General features: G+C 65.2%; 17 protein-coding genes and 1 pseudogene. 8 read left to right on the top strand and 10 right to left on the bottom strand.

Features of this window, described 5'->3' with window-relative positions; translation table 11 throughout:
- Nucleotides 1–9: 9 nt before the first annotated feature.
- A complete protein-coding gene (locus BHK69_RS22750) occupies nucleotides 10–654 on the bottom strand; it encodes a LysE family translocator (RefSeq protein WP_069692084.1) in 645 nt (214 codons plus the stop codon).
- Between the two features lie 65 nt (nucleotides 655–719).
- On the bottom strand, nucleotides 720–1343 hold the full coding sequence (locus tag BHK69_RS22745) for an FMN-binding negative transcriptional regulator (protein WP_069692083.1): 624 nt from the start codon (nucleotides 1341–1343) through the stop codon (nucleotides 720–722).
- A gap of 76 nt (nucleotides 1344–1419) precedes the next feature.
- Here BHK69_RS22745 and pdxR point away from each other — a divergent pair, with 76 nt between their 5' ends.
- Nucleotides 1420–2844 carry a MocR-like pyridoxine biosynthesis transcription factor PdxR gene (gene pdxR / locus BHK69_RS22740; RefSeq protein WP_244548291.1) on the top strand — a complete coding sequence of 475 codons (1425 nt, stop codon included), beginning with the start codon at nucleotides 1420–1422 and terminating at the stop codon, nucleotides 2842–2844.
- 133 nt (nucleotides 2845–2977) lie between these two features.
- Here the strand turns inward: pdxR and BHK69_RS22735 are convergent, their stop codons facing one another.
- The 5 genes from BHK69_RS22735 to BHK69_RS22715 all read right to left on the bottom strand — a co-directional run bounded on the left by BHK69_RS22735 (nucleotide 2978) and on the right by BHK69_RS22715 (nucleotide 8173).
- Nucleotides 2978–3538: a GNAT family N-acetyltransferase gene (locus tag BHK69_RS22735; RefSeq protein WP_069692081.1), complete on the bottom strand. Its 561-nt coding sequence runs from the start codon at nucleotides 3536–3538 to the stop codon at nucleotides 2978–2980.
- Between the two features lie 228 nt (nucleotides 3539–3766).
- Nucleotides 3767–4216 carry a hypothetical protein gene (locus BHK69_RS22730; protein WP_069692080.1) on the bottom strand — a complete coding sequence of 150 codons (450 nt, stop codon included), beginning with the start codon at nucleotides 4214–4216 and terminating at the stop codon, nucleotides 3767–3769.
- Nucleotides 4217–4483: 267 nt separating this feature from the next.
- Nucleotides 4484–5941, bottom strand: coding sequence for an aldehyde dehydrogenase family protein (locus BHK69_RS22725; protein ID WP_069692079.1), 1458 nt, complete (start codon nucleotides 5939–5941; stop codon nucleotides 4484–4486).
- Nucleotides 5942–6075: 134 nt separating this feature from the next.
- Entirely contained in the window at nucleotides 6076–7263 is a 1188-nt protein-coding gene (locus tag BHK69_RS22720) for an alanine racemase (protein ID WP_069692078.1), read from the bottom strand.
- Between the two features lie 10 nt (nucleotides 7264–7273).
- Complete coding sequence (locus BHK69_RS22715) at nucleotides 7274–8173, bottom strand: GNAT family N-acetyltransferase (protein WP_244548290.1); 900 nt, start codon at nucleotides 8171–8173, stop codon at nucleotides 7274–7276.
- Between the two features lie 389 nt (nucleotides 8174–8562).
- Here BHK69_RS22715 and BHK69_RS22710 point away from each other — a divergent pair, with 389 nt between their 5' ends.
- Complete coding sequence (locus BHK69_RS22710) at nucleotides 8563–9492, top strand: ornithine cyclodeaminase family protein (protein ID WP_069692076.1); 930 nt, start codon at nucleotides 8563–8565, stop codon at nucleotides 9490–9492.
- Between the two features lie 105 nt (nucleotides 9493–9597).
- Here BHK69_RS22710 and BHK69_RS22705 read toward each other — a convergent pair whose 3' ends face one another.
- On the bottom strand, nucleotides 9598–10911 hold the full coding sequence (locus tag BHK69_RS22705; protein WP_069692075.1) for an NAD(P)/FAD-dependent oxidoreductase: 1314 nt from the start codon (nucleotides 10909–10911) through the stop codon (nucleotides 9598–9600).
- 11 nt (nucleotides 10912–10922) lie between these two features.
- Nucleotides 10923–11069: pseudogene (glnQ, locus tag BHK69_RS31660) on the bottom strand (glutamine ABC transporter ATP-binding protein GlnQ); the annotation flags it as partial.
- A gap of 224 nt (nucleotides 11070–11293) precedes the next feature.
- Here glnQ and BHK69_RS22700 point away from each other — a divergent pair.
- Nucleotides 11294–12061, top strand: a complete 768-nt coding sequence (locus BHK69_RS22700; protein ID WP_342029736.1) for a helix-turn-helix transcriptional regulator — start codon at nucleotides 11294–11296, stop codon at nucleotides 12059–12061.
- A gap of 179 nt (nucleotides 12062–12240) precedes the next feature.
- Nucleotides 12241–12609 (top strand): cupin domain-containing protein, encoded by a 369-nt coding sequence (locus tag BHK69_RS22695; RefSeq protein ID WP_069693897.1) that lies wholly within the window; start codon nucleotides 12241–12243, stop codon nucleotides 12607–12609.
- A 314-nt stretch (nucleotides 12610–12923) separates the two neighbouring features.
- Here BHK69_RS22695 and BHK69_RS32310 read toward each other — a convergent pair whose 3' ends face one another.
- Nucleotides 12924–13187, bottom strand: coding sequence for a hypothetical protein (locus BHK69_RS32310; protein ID WP_148663546.1), 264 nt, complete (start codon nucleotides 13185–13187; stop codon nucleotides 12924–12926).
- 53 nt (nucleotides 13188–13240) lie between these two features.
- On the opposite strand from BHK69_RS32310, the gene BHK69_RS22690 reads away from it, so the two are divergent.
- The 4 genes from BHK69_RS22690 to BHK69_RS22675 all read left to right on the top strand — a co-directional run bounded on the left by BHK69_RS22690 (nucleotide 13241) and on the right by BHK69_RS22675 (nucleotide 16648).
- A complete protein-coding gene (locus tag BHK69_RS22690; protein WP_069692074.1) occupies nucleotides 13241–14074 on the top strand; it encodes a transporter substrate-binding domain-containing protein in 834 nt (277 codons plus the stop codon).
- A 223-nt stretch (nucleotides 14075–14297) separates the two neighbouring features.
- On the top strand, nucleotides 14298–15038 hold the full coding sequence (locus BHK69_RS22685; protein WP_069692073.1) for an amino acid ABC transporter permease: 741 nt from the start codon (nucleotides 14298–14300) through the stop codon (nucleotides 15036–15038).
- 23 nt (nucleotides 15039–15061) lie between these two features.
- The gene (locus tag BHK69_RS22680; protein WP_244548289.1) at nucleotides 15062–15889 is read left to right on the top strand and encodes an amino acid ABC transporter permease; all 828 of its coding nucleotides are present in this window, start codon (nucleotides 15062–15064) and stop codon (nucleotides 15887–15889) included.
- Between the two features lie 6 nt (nucleotides 15890–15895).
- The gene (locus tag BHK69_RS22675; RefSeq protein WP_069692071.1) at nucleotides 15896–16648 is read left to right on the top strand and encodes an amino acid ABC transporter ATP-binding protein; all 753 of its coding nucleotides are present in this window, start codon (nucleotides 15896–15898) and stop codon (nucleotides 16646–16648) included.
- Nucleotides 16649–16738: the final 90 nt, after the last annotated feature.

Here is a 16738-nt window from a genome sequence, read left to right as displayed (position 1 = left end):
TCTCTGGGATCAAGCAGGCCGCTTGGCCAGGGCGAGGCCGATGCCCAGCGCAATCATTGCGCCGCCCGAGGCTTCCCGCAGGCGCTTGATGAGCGCGGGCCGTGCTGCCGCGCCGTCCCGGATACCGCTGGCGGCAAAGGCGACCACGACGTCGGCCAGGGTGTTGAGCAGGACGGAGATGAAGCCCAGCACCATGAACTGCAACGCCACGCTGCCCGCCATGTCCACGAACTGCGGAATGAAGGCCAGGAAGAAGGCCGCCGTCTTCGGGTTCAGCGCCTCGACGATCACGCCCTCGCGAAAAGCCCGGCGGGGGCCGATCGGAGGCTCGACGGCGCCGCCGGCCAGGACATTCGCCGCGTCGCGGCGGGCGGCCTGGACAGTGCGAACGCCGAGCCAGACGAGATAGGCCGCTCCCACCAGCTTGAGTACGGTGAAGAGTTCGGCGCTTGCCAGTACGAGCGCGGAGACGCCCAGGCTGCCGGCGAGGACATGGACCATTCCACCCAGGCCGGTGCCGAGGCTGGACGCGACGCCTTCAGCGCGACCGCCTGCGAGCGTACGCGCCGCGACGTAGAAGATGCCGGGACCGGGCGTGATCGCCAGCAGGAAGGCTGCGGCGAGATAGAGAGCAAGCTGCGAGACGTCTGGCATGGATCGGCACCGTCGAGAGAGAGGGGGGGACTGGATGAGGGCGGAGGGAAACCTCGAACCCTCTCTCAGGACGGGATTAGGGTGGCGGCCGCGCGCTCGACCGGGCGCTCGCTCGCGGCAAGGCCGGCCGCGACGTTGGCTCTGTCGGCCTCGGGGCGATTCTGGCTCATCTTGCGCTTGCCCTCCAGCCTCGTGATCGGCATGCGGATGCCGACGATCCCGCGCAGCTGCGCCTGGATGAAATCGGGCGGGGCGTCGGAGACGGCCCAGGGCGTGGCACGCTCGCCCTCATGGATGCCGGTCAATCGGGTCACGGCCGCCAGCAGCCTGGCGGGGTCTTCGAAGAACTCGACCGGGCCATAGGCGTGGACCGCGACGTAGTTCCAGGTTGGGACGACCTTCCCGGTCTCCTGCTTGGTCGCGTACCAGGACGGCGTGATGTAGGCGTCCGGCCCCATGAAGATCGCCAGCCCGTCGCCGGTGGCGGGCGTCCGCCATTGCGGGTTAGCCTTGGCGAGATGGCCGTAGAGCACGCCGTGCTCGCCCTCGTTCTCGTCGAGATAGAGCGGCAGCGGCGTGGCCAATACGCCGTCGGGCGTGGCGGTGACGAAATTTGCGAGCCGCGCGGCTCGGATCGTCGCGTGAATGCTGTCCCTGTCGTCGTCGCGGAAGGCTGGAGGCGTGTACATCTGCGAACTCCTTGCGTTGCCGGGACAGATGCCGCCAATCTGGCTTGTTGGGAATAGCCAGTTACGAGGGATTGATGTGGGCCAGTTAGAAGGCGTCGGCCGCAGGATCATCGCGTCGATCAAGGAGCAGATCCATAGCGGCGCCTATCGGCCCGGTGATCGCCTGCCCTCGACGCGCGCTTTCGCGGTGGAGTGGGGAGCATCCCGCACGACGGTGACGGCGGCCTATGGTCAATTGATCGCGGAGGGCTATCTGGTCACGCGGGCCGGGGCGCGTCCGATCGTGGCGGAGGGCCTTGCGGCCAAGGCGACACCGACGCCCGCGCCGACGGCGGCGGCGGTGCGGCATCTCTCGGGCTTCGCGCAACGCCTGCTTGGCTTGCCGCCACCGACACCGGCTCAAGCGGTCAAAGTCGCGGATTTCCGCTATGGGGACCTGGCCGGCGACGATTTTCCCATGCTGGCCTGGCGGCGCGCGCTGACCAAGGTCAGCCTTCGGCGAAAGGCGCGGCTGCGGTATGCCGACCCCCAGGGCGCCAGCGATCTGCGCTCGGTGCTGCAAGGCTATCTCTGGCGGGCGCGCGGCATCAATTGCTCGCCCGACGACATCGTCATCGTCAACGGTTCGCAGCAGGGGCTCGATCTCTGCGCCCGGCTGCTGCTCGATCCCGGCGATGCCTTTCTGATCGAGAATCCCGGATACATGCTCGCCCGTCACGCCTTCGTTGCCGCTGGCGGGATTGCGGTTCCGATCCCCGTCGATGGCGAGGGCCTCTGCGTTGACGGGCTGCCGTCCGGGCGTCTCGTCTATGTCACGCCCTCGCACCAGTTTCCTCTTGGCGGGGTCCTCTCCGCGACGCGCCGGCGCGCGCTTCTGGCCTGGGCTGCAGCCTCTGGCGCCTATGTCATCGAGGATGACTATGATGGCGAGTATCGGCACGACATCGCCCCGATCCCGCCATTGCAGACGCTTGATGCGCAGTCGGTGATCTATGTCGGGACCTTCTCCAAGACGCTCTCGCCGACCCTGCGACTGGGCTATCTCGTTCTCCCCGCCGGGCTGGCTGCGGCGTTCAGCGAGGCCAAGCGCCTCACCGACCGGCACAGCCCGCTCCTGGAGCAGGAGGCGCTGGCCGAGCTGCTGGCCAGCGGCGCCTATGAACGCCATGTCCGCAGCATTCGCCGGAAGAACGCCGAGCGACGCGCCGTGTTGCTCGAAGCCCTGTCAGCCGAATGCGGACCGGCCGTGTCCATCGAGGGAGCCGATACGGGTCTGCATGTCGTCATCTGGATCAACGGCGTTGCTGCGGATCAAGAGGCCGGGATTGTCGAGGCCGCACGGTCAATCGGGCTCGGCATTCATCCTGTCTCGCCATTATACGATCCGAAGCTATCCAAGCCCCAGACGGCAGGGTTCATTCTCGGCTACGCCGCGCTCGACACCGAGATGGTGCGGCGTGGCATCTCGATGCTGGCGAGCGTGCTGACGCGGCGCCAATGAGGCCTTGCCGGCACTTCGACCGAGGGTGGCAAATTACCCGCGGTCGCCGTTTCGTTCCCGAGCTCACGGCGGGGCGCGCGACAGTTTCCCGGAAAGTCCTGACCAGGCCTGTGCAGGGCCGCGCAAGGCGATATCAGCCCTGGCGTCGCCAATCGTTCGCCAGCAGCGCGTAGAGCAAATCGTCGCGCCAGACCTCGCCGACGCGCAGATTGTCGCGCAAGAGGCCTTCACGGCTGAAGCCGAGTTTCTCGATCAGCGCGATCGAGGCGGTATTGTCGGGGTGGATAAAAGCCTGAAGGCGATGCAGGCCGAGTTCGGCGAAGCAGAAGTCGAGCAGCACTGATACGGCTTCCGCGGCAAAGCCCTGCCGGTGGCGCGCCGGGTTGATGATATAGCCGATGCTCGCGCGCCTGCTGCGGATATGGCCGTCATGGTAATTGACCAGCCCGAGGCAGCGATCATCGCCCGCCTCAGTCACTGCCCAGAAGCGATAATAGGATGGCGTGCAGTCGATGAAACTGCGCACGGCCCGCTCGGTTTCGATGGGCCTGGTATAGGTCGGCAGGTTCCAGAAGCGCATCGCCGCGGGGTCGGCGAAGCATTCATGCATCGCGCCCGCGTCATCGGCGCGAAACTGGCGCAAGCGCAGCCGCGGGGTCGACAGCACCGGGTGCGGTATGGATTGCTTTGCCATCGGGGCCTGCCAGGAAACACAACCCTGCCACCGAATGGTCGAGCCGGCCAGTCCCGGGAGATCGTGGGGTCAACTTGCGTGGGATCAGCTTGCGGCCCAACTCGGACGGTCGAGGGCGGTGGCAAACACGGCCCCACCGCTCTCGTGGACTGGACCTGACTATTGCGGAGCCCGGAGCTAAAGCTGAGATTCAGCTCCGGGCAGCTGTTTTCAGCCCGCGATCCCGTCTTACTGCTTGAAGCCGATCAACACGCCATCGGCGCCAAGAGAGAGCTGAAGCCCTTGCCGGCGCGCAGCCAGTCGCAGGGTCACGCCCTTGTCGTTCTGCAGCCAGACGCTGCCGCGTCCCTGATTGCCAACAGCCCAGCCTTCCTTCAGCTGGACATAGGCACCGGCGAGATCGGCCCTGTTCTTGAGTCCGTAGACCGTTCCGGAGGCGACGGTGCGCGATGCGCCGATCGAACCCAGGCCGATGCCGCCGACCGTGATCGGATAAGAGTGGCCGCGGTAACGCAGCGTACCACCGCCAACCTCGCCGGAGGCGACAAAGCCCGCCTGAACCTGCTCGATGCTAACGGTGCCGGTCGCCGGACCGAGCGAGCGCGACTGCGCCATGGCTGGCGACGCCAGCATGAGAAAAGCGGCTAAGGAAACTGCCGTTTGCCTGATCGTTGTCATTGTTCTGCTCCTCGCGCCTGATTGGCGATGTGACTGATCAACGCGCGAAACGCGATTTCGATCCCGACGGGAGCGGCGTGGGTCGAATCTCCGGTTCCGGGCCATGTCCTGTGCCTGCAGGTGGCGCTTCGCCGGCATCGGGCAAACCGGCTTTCAGGCGAGGCAGATTGCGCGAGGTAATTTTCGTAAAATTTAAAGATTCTATGATTCTTATTCAGATAAACTCATTTTATATGACATCTCTCTTCGAGATTTTGTTAGTAATTCTTATGTATAATACCCAAGTATTGATTTTATTTCGAGATATTCTTCCATTCCCTCGAGACCGTACTCGCGCCCGTTTCCAGACTGTTTGTATCCACCGAAGGGAGCATTGGGGTCCCAGGCCGGATAGTTGATATGCACTTGGCCGGATTGGATCTGCGAGGCGACGGCTCTGGCCGTCGCCAAATCCGCCCCCTGCACGTGAGCGCCGAGGCCGTAGACGGTATCATTGGCGATGCGGACCGCTTCTTCGATCGTATCATAGGGCATGATCGACAAAACGGGTCCGAATATCTCCTCCTGCGCGATCCGCATCTCCGGGAGCACGTCGGAGAAGATCGTGGGCCTCGCATAATAGCCGACATCCAGGCCATCCGGCCTTCCGGTCCCGCCCGTGACGAGCTTGGCCCCCTCCGCCACCCCGATCGCAATCATCTGCTGGATGCGGTCGAACTGGGCGCGATTGGCGATCGGACCATGGGTGGTAGCCTCCGATGTCGGATCGCCGACGATCATCCCCGCGGCGGTCTCAGTTGCCAGCTGTTCGACCTGTTTCAGTTGCGACCGGGGCACGATCATGCGGGTCGGCGCGCTGCAGGACTGGCCCTGGTTGCGGAACGCCGCGGCAACGCCCGGAGGGACCGCGCGCGCCATGTCGGCATCCGGCAGGATCACGTTGGGGGATTTGCCGCCGAGCTCCAGCGTCACGCGCTTGATCGTCTGGGCCGCCGCCTGAGCCACGAGAATGCCGGCCCGCGTCGAGCCGGTGATGGAAATCATGTCGACGTCGGGATGCGCCGAAAGGCCTGCCCCGACGACCGCGCCAGCGCCGTTCACCAGGTTGAAGACGCCCGGCGGAATGCCGACATCGTGGATCACCTCGGCAAACAGAAACGCATTCAGGGGCGACAATTCGCTGGGCTTCAGAACGACCGTGCATCCAGCGGCCAGGGCCGGGCCGACCTTGGCGGTGATCTGGTAGAGTGGCCAGTTCCAGGGCGTGATCAGGCCGCAGACGCCGATCGCCTCCCGCGCGATCGCCGTCTTCCCGCGCTGGGCCAGGAAGGGATAGGTTGCGAGATTGTCGCGGGCCACACGGATGTGTTCCGCGGCCAGCGGCACATGGGCCGTGCGGGCATAAGTGATGGCCGCGCCCATCTCCATCGTCAGGACCTGCGCGAAAAACTCCTGGCGTTCGAGGATGAGAGCGTGAACCCGGTCCAGGAGCCGAGCCCGCTCGGCCGGGCCGGTTCGAGCCCAGCTGACGGACGCAGCCCTGGCCGCAGCGACGGCGTGGTTCAGATCTGCCGCATTCCCAAGCGCGATGTCGGCGACGCCCTGTTCCGTCGCGGGGTTGACGATGATGGCGCGGTCCGCACCGCTGCCGCGGACCCATTCGCCGTCGATGTAGAACCTGTCGAGCCGCCCGGACTGTTTCAGGTGCTGAAGAGGGGAGATCATCGCAACGATCCTTTAGCTGGTGTTCGACAGCCCCTGAAAACGCGGTGCGATATTGCTCCGAGGTACAGCAGGCATCGTTGGATGACGGCGTCAGAGATTCCAGGGGCGGCATGGGCATGGAATGGGAATGGCGCTCACCAGCCGCGGATACGCGGCCAGCGCGCTTCTATCGCGCCGCCATTGCCCGAAACCACATGGTAGACCTCGTGTTGAGAGGCGGTGGCACAGGCATGGTTCGGCAGGATCCGGACCTTCGATCCGATCGGCAGATCGGGCAGGGGCCGTCCGCTTCCGGGCCTCATGGCGAGGATGCCGTGCTCCTGGCTGGCGGAGGGGACGATCAGGTCATTATAGACGCGCCCCTCGATATCGCAGACCAGGCCGTAGCCTTGGTCGACCTTCTGGGCGGCCGTGCCACGATCGCGCGAGAGCGCCATCCAGCCGGCATCGACCAGGATCCAGCCCTTCTCCGGCTTTGTCCCGATCACCGTGGCCAGAACGGAAATCGCGATATCATCCGTCCGGCAGACGCCGACGCCGTGCATGACGAGGTCGAAGAACATGTAGACGCCGGCGCGCAGTTCCGTGACCCCAGCGAGATCCTCGGCGAAATGGGCGGTCGGCGTGGAGCCGGCGCTCACGATCGAGCAGTCATGACCGGCTGCTCGCAATGAGTCGGCGGCAGCGACGGCCTCAGTCCGCTCATGCTCAGCCGCCGCCACGAGCGCATCGGGGGTATGGAGCGCGTAGGACTCGCCCGCATGGGTCAGGATACCCGCCAATCCGACGCCTGCCGCGGCCATGCTCGCCGCGACGTCGAGCAGCTTGGGATCACGAGGCGTCAAGCCACCGCGATGGCCGTCGCAATCGATTTCGATGAAGGCCCGGGCCGTGACGCCGGCATCCCGGGCAGCCTGGCCCAACGCCTGCGCCTGCTCGGGCGAATCCAGCAGCAGCTTCAAATCGACCCCGGATCGGCGAAGGAGCATCGCCCTGGCCGCCGCCGCTGGCGAAATGCCGACGCCATAGGTGATGTCGGTGAAGCCATGGGCCGCGAAATACTCGGCTTCTGCGAGCGTCGACACGGTGATCGGCCCCGGCTCGTCGGGATAGGCGCGGCGAGCGACGTCGATCGATTTCGCCGTCTTGAGGTGAGGACGCAGCACGACCCCATGGGCAGCGGTACGGTCGCGGAGACGTCCGATGTTCCGATCCAGGCGTTCCCGGTCCAGCAGCAGCGCCGGTGTCGCGAGTGAACGAACCGTGTCGGCCTCCAGCGACCCTGCCGCCTGGACAGCAACCTCGTCAGATCCTGTCGTCATGTCGTATCCCCTAACCGAAAGACTGGTTCGCTATCGCGAACGTCCGGAGCGGCCCGCCGGCAACGGGCCTGTGCCCCAGCACCATCGTGGTTGCCTCGCCGACGCGTTCGACACCTTGGGCATCGAGCCAGGTGCCGAGACCCGACCCCGCCGGCACGTCGAGCCGCACGAATGCACCAGCGAGCTTGTGCAGCAGCGCTTTGATGAGTTGGCGTGCATCGCTGGCGTTTTCGGCGACCACGGGGCCGATGACTTGGCCACGCCCGAACGCCCTGGCGATCGCGTAGCCTGCGAGCCGGTCGCCACGCTCGATCACCACGACCTCGCCGGCAGCGAGCAGGTGATCGAGGAGGGCCGGCCTGGACAACCCGGTCGCATCGCAATCGAGTTCCGCGATGGTAACGAAGTCGACAGGCCGACCCCGGCGTATATCGGGAGGTTGCGCGAAGCCGCCTTGCTCTAGCAGGACGCCCTGATGCTGATGGATGGTGCCGACAGCCATGAAGCCTCGCTTCTGATAGAGGGGCAGCCCTTCCGCGGTGGAGTTCAGCATGAGCGACCGCGGTGCGGCTGCGGCCAGGAGCGCATCGAACAGCCTGGCGCCATGACCGCGGCCCTGCTCGGATTTCGCGATAATGATCATTCCGGCCGACGCGAAATCATCGCCATATGGCCACCACATCGCAGTGCCGATGAGCGCGCCCGCCTTCTCCAGCGCGAGTCCCTGGCCGATCCGGGCGGCGAACTCCCAATCCTGAAGCCGGTAGGGCCAGGACATCTGCCGGGAGAGCCCGACCGCTGCTGCCAGATGGGACGGCGCGAACGGCATGATGGCCCCCGTCGCGTCATTGCCGTCCTGCAAGCTTGAAGTGACGTCCGCCATTTCATCTCTCATCGACGAGCCGCGCACCGGCGCAGACACCTGGATCCGATTCCCGAAGCCTCAGCCTGTCCAGCAGACCCGCAGGCGGACAGCCTGCGCCTGGCACTCAGTCAATTCCAGTAATTGTACATTTTGTCCAGAGTTAGACATTTGATACGAAACCAGCGATAGGATGGCAAGTTCATTTTTGGCGCAGCTTCGCGCTGCCTGTCTTCGTGCCTTGTTCCTGCGGCTGTCTTTGGGGCCTAAGCAGATTCCGGAAAACTGTCCCACGGTTTTCCGACAAAAATCTCCGACAAATCAAAGACCTAAGCAGAGCATTCGTTGGCGTGCCAAGGAATGTCTGCTTAGGCGCGAGGCCAGGCCGGAACCGTGTCGATGTCCCTTCAGCCCCAACCGAGAAGCCGAGCCGGATCATGATATTCGTCAGCGAAGAAGAATCGGCGCGCCTGATCACGCATGAACTGGCGTTCTCGGCGGTGCGGGCGGCCTTGATCGCCGCAGCCTCGGACGACAGCCGAGTTTTCCCGGCCGTGCTCGGCAGGGCGTGCGATCCCGTCAACACCTTCTCCGTCAAATCGGGCTCGACGGCCGGTCTCACCGGCCTGAAAGTCGGTTCGTTCTGGTCCCGGAATCCGGAAGCGGGCCTGCCGCGCCATAACTCGGCAATCATTCTGCTCGATCAGGCGAGCGGCCGCCTGAGGGCGGTGATCGAAGCGGGCCGAGTCAACGCCTATCGCACGGCCGCGGCCGACGCCGTGGCGGCAGAGCTGCTGGCGCGGCCCGATGCCGAAACGCTGGCTTTGTTCGGCGCCGGGAACCAGGCCCGGCACGAGCTGTCCGCGCTCAGGCGCATACGCCCGATCAAGCGCGTCTATGTCATCGCCCGTTCCGCATCGCGCGCCGGGGCGCTCATCCGTGAGCTTCAGGACGAGGGCCTTGAGGCCATGCCGGCGACAGCGGAGGAGGCTTGCCGCGCCGCCGACATCATCGTGACCGCGACCCCGGCGCGCGAGCCGCTGTTCGAAGCGCAATGGGTGCGGCCGGGGACCCATGTCGCGAGCATGGGATCCGACGCTCCCGGCAAACAGGAACTACCGCCCCAGCTGTTCGCGAGCGCGCGACTATTTTGCGACCTGCCGTCGCAATCGACGATGATCGGCGAGTTTCAGCATGTCCGGGCGCAGATCGAAGCGGGGGCGCTCGTGCTCGGCCAGCTCGGCGCCGCTCTCGACGGCCGAATTCCGGGACGGGTGACCTCTGACGAGATCACGGTCTTCGACAGCTCCGGCATTTCGATCCAGGATCTTTATATCGGCCAGATGATCGTCGACGCCGTGAGTTGAGCCGGCGAGGCTGGCGCCCTCAGGCGAGGGCGCGTGCATCGAGACTGGCCTGCGGCGCAGGCCAGCCAAATCCGCGGCGAATGCCGCTAAGACGCCATTGGCCGTTCAGCGTTGATCCCAGCGGTCGAGCACGCCGTAGAAAGCGACCGCCAGGGGCAGGAACCACGGCCGGCCGCGATAGAAGGGGCGCGAGCGGAAAGGAAGGCTGGCATATTCCGTATGCGCGTCGTCGGAGCCGAGCATTCGCTGGGCGACCTTGTGGCCGAGCCAGCTTGCGCGCGCCACGCCCGTGCCGTTGTAGCCGCAGGCGAAGAACATCCCCTCATGCTCGCCGACATGGGGAAACTTGTCGAAGGTGAAGCCCAGCTGGCCATGCCAGTAATGGCTGATCTTCCTGGTTTCGAGCTCCGGGAAGACCCGCAGGAGCAAGCCGCGCAGATAGGTCGCGTTGGCGAGCGAGACCGCCTCGTCGGGCTTCGTGTTCAGCACACGACCACCGAAGATGATCCGCGTTCCATCCGGGGACGGGCGGTAATAGGTGACGACACGCTGGCTGCCGGCCAGCATGCGGCGCTTGGGCATGAGCCGGTCCATGACATCGGCAGGAAGCGCCTCTGTGGCGATGATGCCGCTCGCGACCGGGATGATCCGGCGCTGAAGGTAAGTGGACAGCGCGCCGGTATAGCCGTTGGTGGCGATCAGCACCTGCTTCGCGACCACCTTGCGGCCACGCACGGTGAAGCCGAACCCACCGGACTGCGCAGCCAGATCCGAAACCCGGGCATGGCTGAAGACCGCCGCGCCGGCACGCTCCGCCGCCTGCGCCAGGCCCTGCACATAGCGGGCGGGATGGATTCCGCAATATCCGGGCATTGCGATGCCGCCGTGATAGAGATCGGTCCCGACCTCGCCATGCTGCTCGGCGCGCGCAACCATATAGGCGTCGCAGGGCATGACGGCCTTGATCCTGTCGATGTATCGCCCGAGCCCGTCATAGATCCGCGGCGTCATCGCCCCGCGAAAATACCCGACGACCTTCAGGTCGCAGTCGATCTGTTCCCTGGCGACGACGTCCTTGACGTGCTGCAGCGACCGGAAGCTTTCCTCGACGATGGCGCGCGCTGTCTGCGGCCCATGCGCCATCCCGCTGTCGAAAAAAGCCCAGCCTGGCCCGAGCAGGCCGCCATTGCGGGAGGAGGCGCCCCAGCCGGGGGCTTCCGCCTCGAAGACCGCCACCTGCTTGCCTGCCTTCGCCAGGGTCAGTGCCGCGTTCAGGCCGGTGAAGCCGCCGCCGATGACGGCGACCTCCACCTGCGCCGGAATATCGCCCTCCGCCACCGGCTCCGGCTTGGCGGCTTCCCACCAGTAAGGAGTGTCGACAGCGTCGGCGGCGAAGAACGAACCAGTCAGACGAGCCATCTTCGAAAACCTCAGGAGGGAAGGATGCGACGCAGGAAGTCCTGCGTCCGTGCATTCTGCGGTCGTGAAAGAACGTCCTTGGGCGTTCCCTCCTCGACCAGGAGGCCGCGATACAGGAACAGGACCCGATCGGCGACGTCGCGGGCAAAACCCATCTCAATCGATCTCCTTCGCCGCCATCACCTCTTGCTTGCCGGCGGGACGTCGCCCGCCTCAGCGAGGTCAACGTATATTCGTTCATTGCCAGAAACTAGACATTTTATTCAGAAATTGACAAAATTTGTAGAATGCCGAATAACGCATTGCGACGCTGTCGTTTTTGCAGAAAATGCGGGGAGTTCATTGAGCCGCTGGCGGGTTCGGTGCACATAGCGATCGCGACATGAGGGGCGCGACCGCCCTCAAGGCGCCCAGCGTGGAACTCGACCTGATTGTCGGCCAGGGCGCGCCACGCCGGCGCAACGACTGCGTGACCGCACGCTTGGAGCGAAGGACGATGAAGAAAGACGATACGATCTTCTTCGAGCAACTCGAGCAGATCGCCCAAGGGTTGGCTGCGACATTCGCGCCGTTCTGCGAGGTCGTGCTGCATGACCTCAGAGATCCGCAGCATGCGATCCTGGCCATACACAACAATCTGTCCGACCGGGAGATTGGAGAGCCCGCGACCGAGCTCGGCCTGGCTCGCATCGCCGATCCCGCTTTCCCGCAGGTTATCGCCAACTATTCGAACTCATTCAGCGATGGGCGGCGCGCGAAAAGCACCTCGATCGGGATCAAGGACTCTCAAGGTAGATACGTCGCCGCCCTTTGCCTCAACCTGGACCTCACGCTCTTCAACAGCGTGCAAAGCGCCATGGCGGAATTCACGAAAGTCGATGCGCGCCAGCCTCCGCTCGAAACGCTGAATCGAACCAATGCGGATGCCCTTCGCGCCGCGATCGACCAGTTCGCCGCTCGCAAATCGAAGACCCCGCGCTCCCTGCGGGCCGCTGAGCGCAAGGCTCTTCTGAAGGAGCTCAAAGAGGCCGGTTTCATGGATGTTCGTCATGCGACCGATACGGTCGGAGCTTATCTCGGCGTCTCGCGATCGACCGTCTATACCGACTCGCGCGAGGTCGGCAGAGCCTCGGGGGAGGGCGGCCTCTAATCCATCGATGGCCGCGACCCTGCCTGCGCCGGGATCCAATGGCCTTGTGCGAATTTGCGCGGGAAACGTCGGGCCCCGATCCTGCGGAGATCATCTCCAGCTGTCGGCCGTCGATCGGCCTCGCCGATCGCAGCCATGGCTTTCTGAACCTTTCCAAACCCGACCGAAAAGGCTGTCCCATGTCCCTCCTCGCCACCTCCCTCCTCGTCAAGCTCGACCTCAATCCGGCCAGCGAGCCCAAGCATTCCAAAGCGGCCGCAGACCGTCTCATCTCCGGCGACCCCTCGTTCAAGACCTGGGCCCAGGACGAGTCGCGCAAGGACCCGGTACGAACGGGCGTCTGGGAAGCCACTCCCGGCGAGACCCACTCGATCAAGGGCGAGACCATGGAGTTCTGCTACATCCTCTCCGGCGTGGTGGAGCTGATTGAGGAAGGCCAGCCGCCGCGCATCTTCCGCGCCGGCGACAGCCTGGTGATGAAGCCGGGCTATGTCGGCGTCTGGAAGACGATCGAGACTGTCCGAAAGATATACGTCATCGTCGGGTGACGATGCGCCGCCACGTTTCACCCCGTCTTCGGCCGCTTCGGCGCGGCCATTTTCGGAGGCGATGAATGCAATGTCGTCCTTACGTCGCGACCCTGCCTCTGCCGGATGGGGCGCATTCCGCTGGACGGACCCTGCCGGACGCCTTGCCGCCGACGATCTTCGCCGTGAGCGCAGGGCACGGATGCGGTGGCCTGGGCTGTCCCGGCTCGTGCGCGAACGAGGCAATCGCGTCCAGCTGAACCTCGCATCAGCCGCCGCGACCCGGCGGTCGTTTATCGAGCGGCAAGACCTCGATCGAGCGGGAGTATCGGCCGTCAAGTGCGGCGACAGGGCGGCTTGGTCAGGTCCGGCGTGCAAAGCGCGCCGCTGTCGCAGACGATCATACTGTCGCAGACGATCACCTGTCCGGCGATCGGCTCACTCCGCTCAGCGATCATCATCGGGTCCCGGTGTTTCGTGGGGCGCATGAGGGCGTTCCGGTCCCGGTGCGCCTGTGCGCTCCGGCAGGTATCGTCAAAACCGGTGCCCGCGCTGCCGTTTGTCGCTTTTGGAACATAACCTGTCGCATCGAGACGCATCGTTGAGTGTTCGCATCTAAACTCTAGGGCCCGGAACATAGGGACCCCAAGCCATGAAACGTCTTGCCATTCTTGCGCTCACCTGCGCCGCGACAGTTGCGGCATCCCTTGCCGCCCTGCCGGCTTTTGCCCAGGATTCACTGGCCAAGATCAAGGAGAAGGGCGTCCTCTCCGTCGGCGTCAAGAACGACTACAAGCCGTGGGGCTTCCTCGAGCCGTCGGGCAAGATCGTCGGGCTCGAGATCGATCTCGCCCAGGCCGTTGCCGACAAGATCGGCGTCAAGCTCGAGATGCTGCCGGTCATCGCGGCCAACCGCATGGAGTTCCTGAAGCAGGGCCGGATCGACATGGTCATCGCCACGATGGGCGACACGGCCGATCGTCGCAAGATCATCGGCATGGTCGAGCCGAACTACTATGCCGGCGCCACCAATGTGCTGGCTCCCAAGAGCGTCGGTCTCAAGAGCTGGACCGACCTCAAGGGCCGCAAGGTCTGCGCCGTGCAGGGCGCCTATTACAACCGTCGCGTCACCCAGATGTATGCCCCCGAGCTGGTGGTGTTCCCCTCAGTGCCCGATGCGCTGAATGCGCTGCAGGGCAACAACTGCGCCGCCTTCCTCTTCGACGACACGCTGATCGTCTCCACGCTCTCGGGCGGCGACGCGAAGTGGGCCGGCTACGAGATGCCGCTGGTCTCGGAAGACCCGCAGCTCTGGGCCATCGGCATCCGGCTGGAGGACATGACCGGCCCCTTCGGCACGCTCGTCAAGGAGATGTCGATCGATTGGCACAAGAGCGGCAAGCTGCTCGAGCTCGAGACAAAATGGGGCATCAAGCAGAGCCCTTACCTGATCGAGACCAACAAGAAGCTGAAGGCGGCCTCCTGACCTCTCGCCGGGCTCTGCCGATGCCACAAACGCGACGTCATCCCGGGCTTGTCCCGGGAGCCATCATCGAGCGCTGCGCGCTACGATGGGTCCCGGAGCTGCGCGGAGCCTGTCCTCGCGCCGATCATGCTTGGGCCGATGATCCTTGGGCCGGCCGAAGGCCGGACCCGAGGGCTGCGTCCGGGATGACGCGGCGGGGGGCCGCAACGGCGAGCTTCGATCCATGATCGCCGCCTTCTTCGAGCGCCTGAACGAGACGCAGGGGCTGAACTTCTCGGTCTTCTACGACGCGTTCGACGCCTCCCGCTTCCTGACCGGGCTGTGGACGACGAGCTATATCTGCGTCGTCTCGATCCTCGCCTCGCTGGCGCTGGGCCTCGCCGGCGTCTGGGTCGCCGGTGGCGGGTCGCGCCTCGGCCGGCTCGTCGTGCGCGGCTATGTCCAGTTCTTCCGCAACACGCCGCCGCTGGTGCAGCTCTCCTTCTTCTATTTCGCCGTTGGCGGGCTGCTGCCGCGGGTGTCGGACGGTTTCGGCGGACTGTCGCCGCCGGTCTCCGGCACGGGCTGGGCGATCATCGCGTTCTCGCTGTTCGCGGGCGCCTTCAATGTCGAGATCTTCCGGGCCGGCATCGAGGCGGTGCCCGCGACCACGGTCGAGGCCGCGGAATCGCTCGGCTACACCCGTCTGCAGCTCTACATCCACGTCGTCCTGCCGCTGGCCTTCCGGATTTGCCTGCCGGCGCTGAACAACAATCTGGTCAACCTCGTCAAGACGACGACGCTGGCCTACGCCATCGGCGTGCCGGAGCTGCTCTATGCGGCCTCGCAGATCTGGTCGGAGAGCTTCAACGTTCGCGAGATGATGAATGTGCTGCTGGTGACCTATGTGCTGCTCGTCGGCGTGCTCGTCCTGGTGATGGGGCGCTGGGAGAAGGCGATGCGCATTCCCGGCTACACGACATGAGGCTGGTGGGGACAGACCTTCCCGTGCTCCTGCCTTATCGCGCGCCGGCCCCGAGCGCGCCGTCGGGCCTGGCGACGCCGGTGCTGCTTGGCGGGGGTACGCTTGCCGCCTTCGCCATCCTGTTTGGCGCGTCGCTCGCCTTGGCGCAGGTGACGGCGCGCCCGGCGGGTGAGAGCGCGGTCACCGTGCTGCTGCGCTGGGCGCCGCTGATTTTCCAGGGTTTCCTGTTCAACATCCTGATCAGCTTCCTCTCGATGGCGCTCGGCACGGTCGTCGGCGTGCTGGCCGGCGTCGCGCAGGTCTCGCTCGTTGCGCCGCTGCGCAAGAGCGCCTGGGCGGTGACCCAGTTCTTCCGCAACGCGCCCTGGCTCGTGCTGCTGTTCTACGCGATGTTCCTGCTGCCCTTCGAGTTCAGGATCTTCGGCCTGACCATCGCCTTCCCGGCCTGGGTCAAGGCGATCATCGGGCTGGCGCTGCCGGTCGCGGCCAATGTCTCGGAGATCGTGCGCGGCGGCATCCGCTCGATTCCCTCGGGCCAATGGGAATCGGCGGAGGCGCTGGCCTTCACCCGGCGCCAGACGATGTGGATGATCATCCTGCCGCAGGCGTTCAAGCGCATGATCCCGCCCTGGATGAACCTCTATGCCATCCTCACCATGGCGACGACGCTGATCTCCGTCGTCGGCATCCAGGACGGGCTGACCATCACCCGCGCGGCGCTCGTGGCAGAGAGCCGGCCGGAGCTGATGATCCCGATGTACCTGCTGCTGCTCCTGATGTTCTTCGCCTATTGCTATCCGATCGCGCGGGCGACGCTGGCCCTGGAGCGACGCTTCAACGTGAAGGCTTAGAGGGATATGGCAAGCCGGCATCAACTGGGCGAACCCGTCGTCGTGGTCGCGGGCGTGGAGAAGTCCTTCGGTGCCTTTGCCGTGCTGAAGGATGTCGGCCTGACGGTGCGACGCGGCGAAACCGTCTGCATCATCGGCCCCTCGGGTTCGGGCAAGTCGACGCTGCTGCGCTGCATCAACGGGCTCGTGCCGATCAGCAAGGGCTCGATCACGGTGGCCGGCCGCGAGGTCAACGATCCCGCGCTCGACAAGCTCGGCTTGCGCCGCGATGTCGGCATCGTCTTCCAGCAGTACAATCTGTTTCCGCACAAGACCGCGCTGCAGAACGTGATGATGGCGCCGATCCATGTGCTCAGGCAGGACAAGGTCGCGGTCGAGGAGAGGGCGCGCAAGCTGCTCGCCAAGGTCGGCCTGTCCGACAAGCTCGCGAGCTATCCCGGTGAATTGTCGGGCGGCCAGCAACAGCGCGTCGCCATCGCGCGCTCGCTGGCGATGAACCCCAAGGTCATGCTGTTCGACGAGGTCACCGCCGCGCTCGACCCCGAGACGAAGAAGGAGGTTCTGGTGACGATCCAGGATCTCGCCGCCGAAGGCATGACCTGCATTCTCGTCACCCATGAGATGGGCTTCGCCCGCGAGGTCGCCGACCATGTCTATTTCACCGATGGCGGGCTGATCGTCGAGCATGGGCCGCCGGCCGGGCTGTTCGGCGCCCCCCGGGAAGAACGCACGAAAGCCTTCCTCGACAAGGTGCTCTGACCCAGGCGCCCTGACGAGCCGCGCCGTGTCGCATTCGGCGCGCGCATTGTCGCAAATCGACCGGCTGACACGGGGCGACCGGGAAACAAT

Origin of the sequence: Bosea vaviloviae, from assembly GCF_001741865.1 — a bacterium.
Classification (GTDB): Bacteria; Pseudomonadota; Alphaproteobacteria; order Rhizobiales; family Beijerinckiaceae; genus Allobosea; species Allobosea vaviloviae.
Note: the sequence above shows the minus strand (reverse complement) of the source record. Positions and strands in the feature narration are given on the sequence as shown.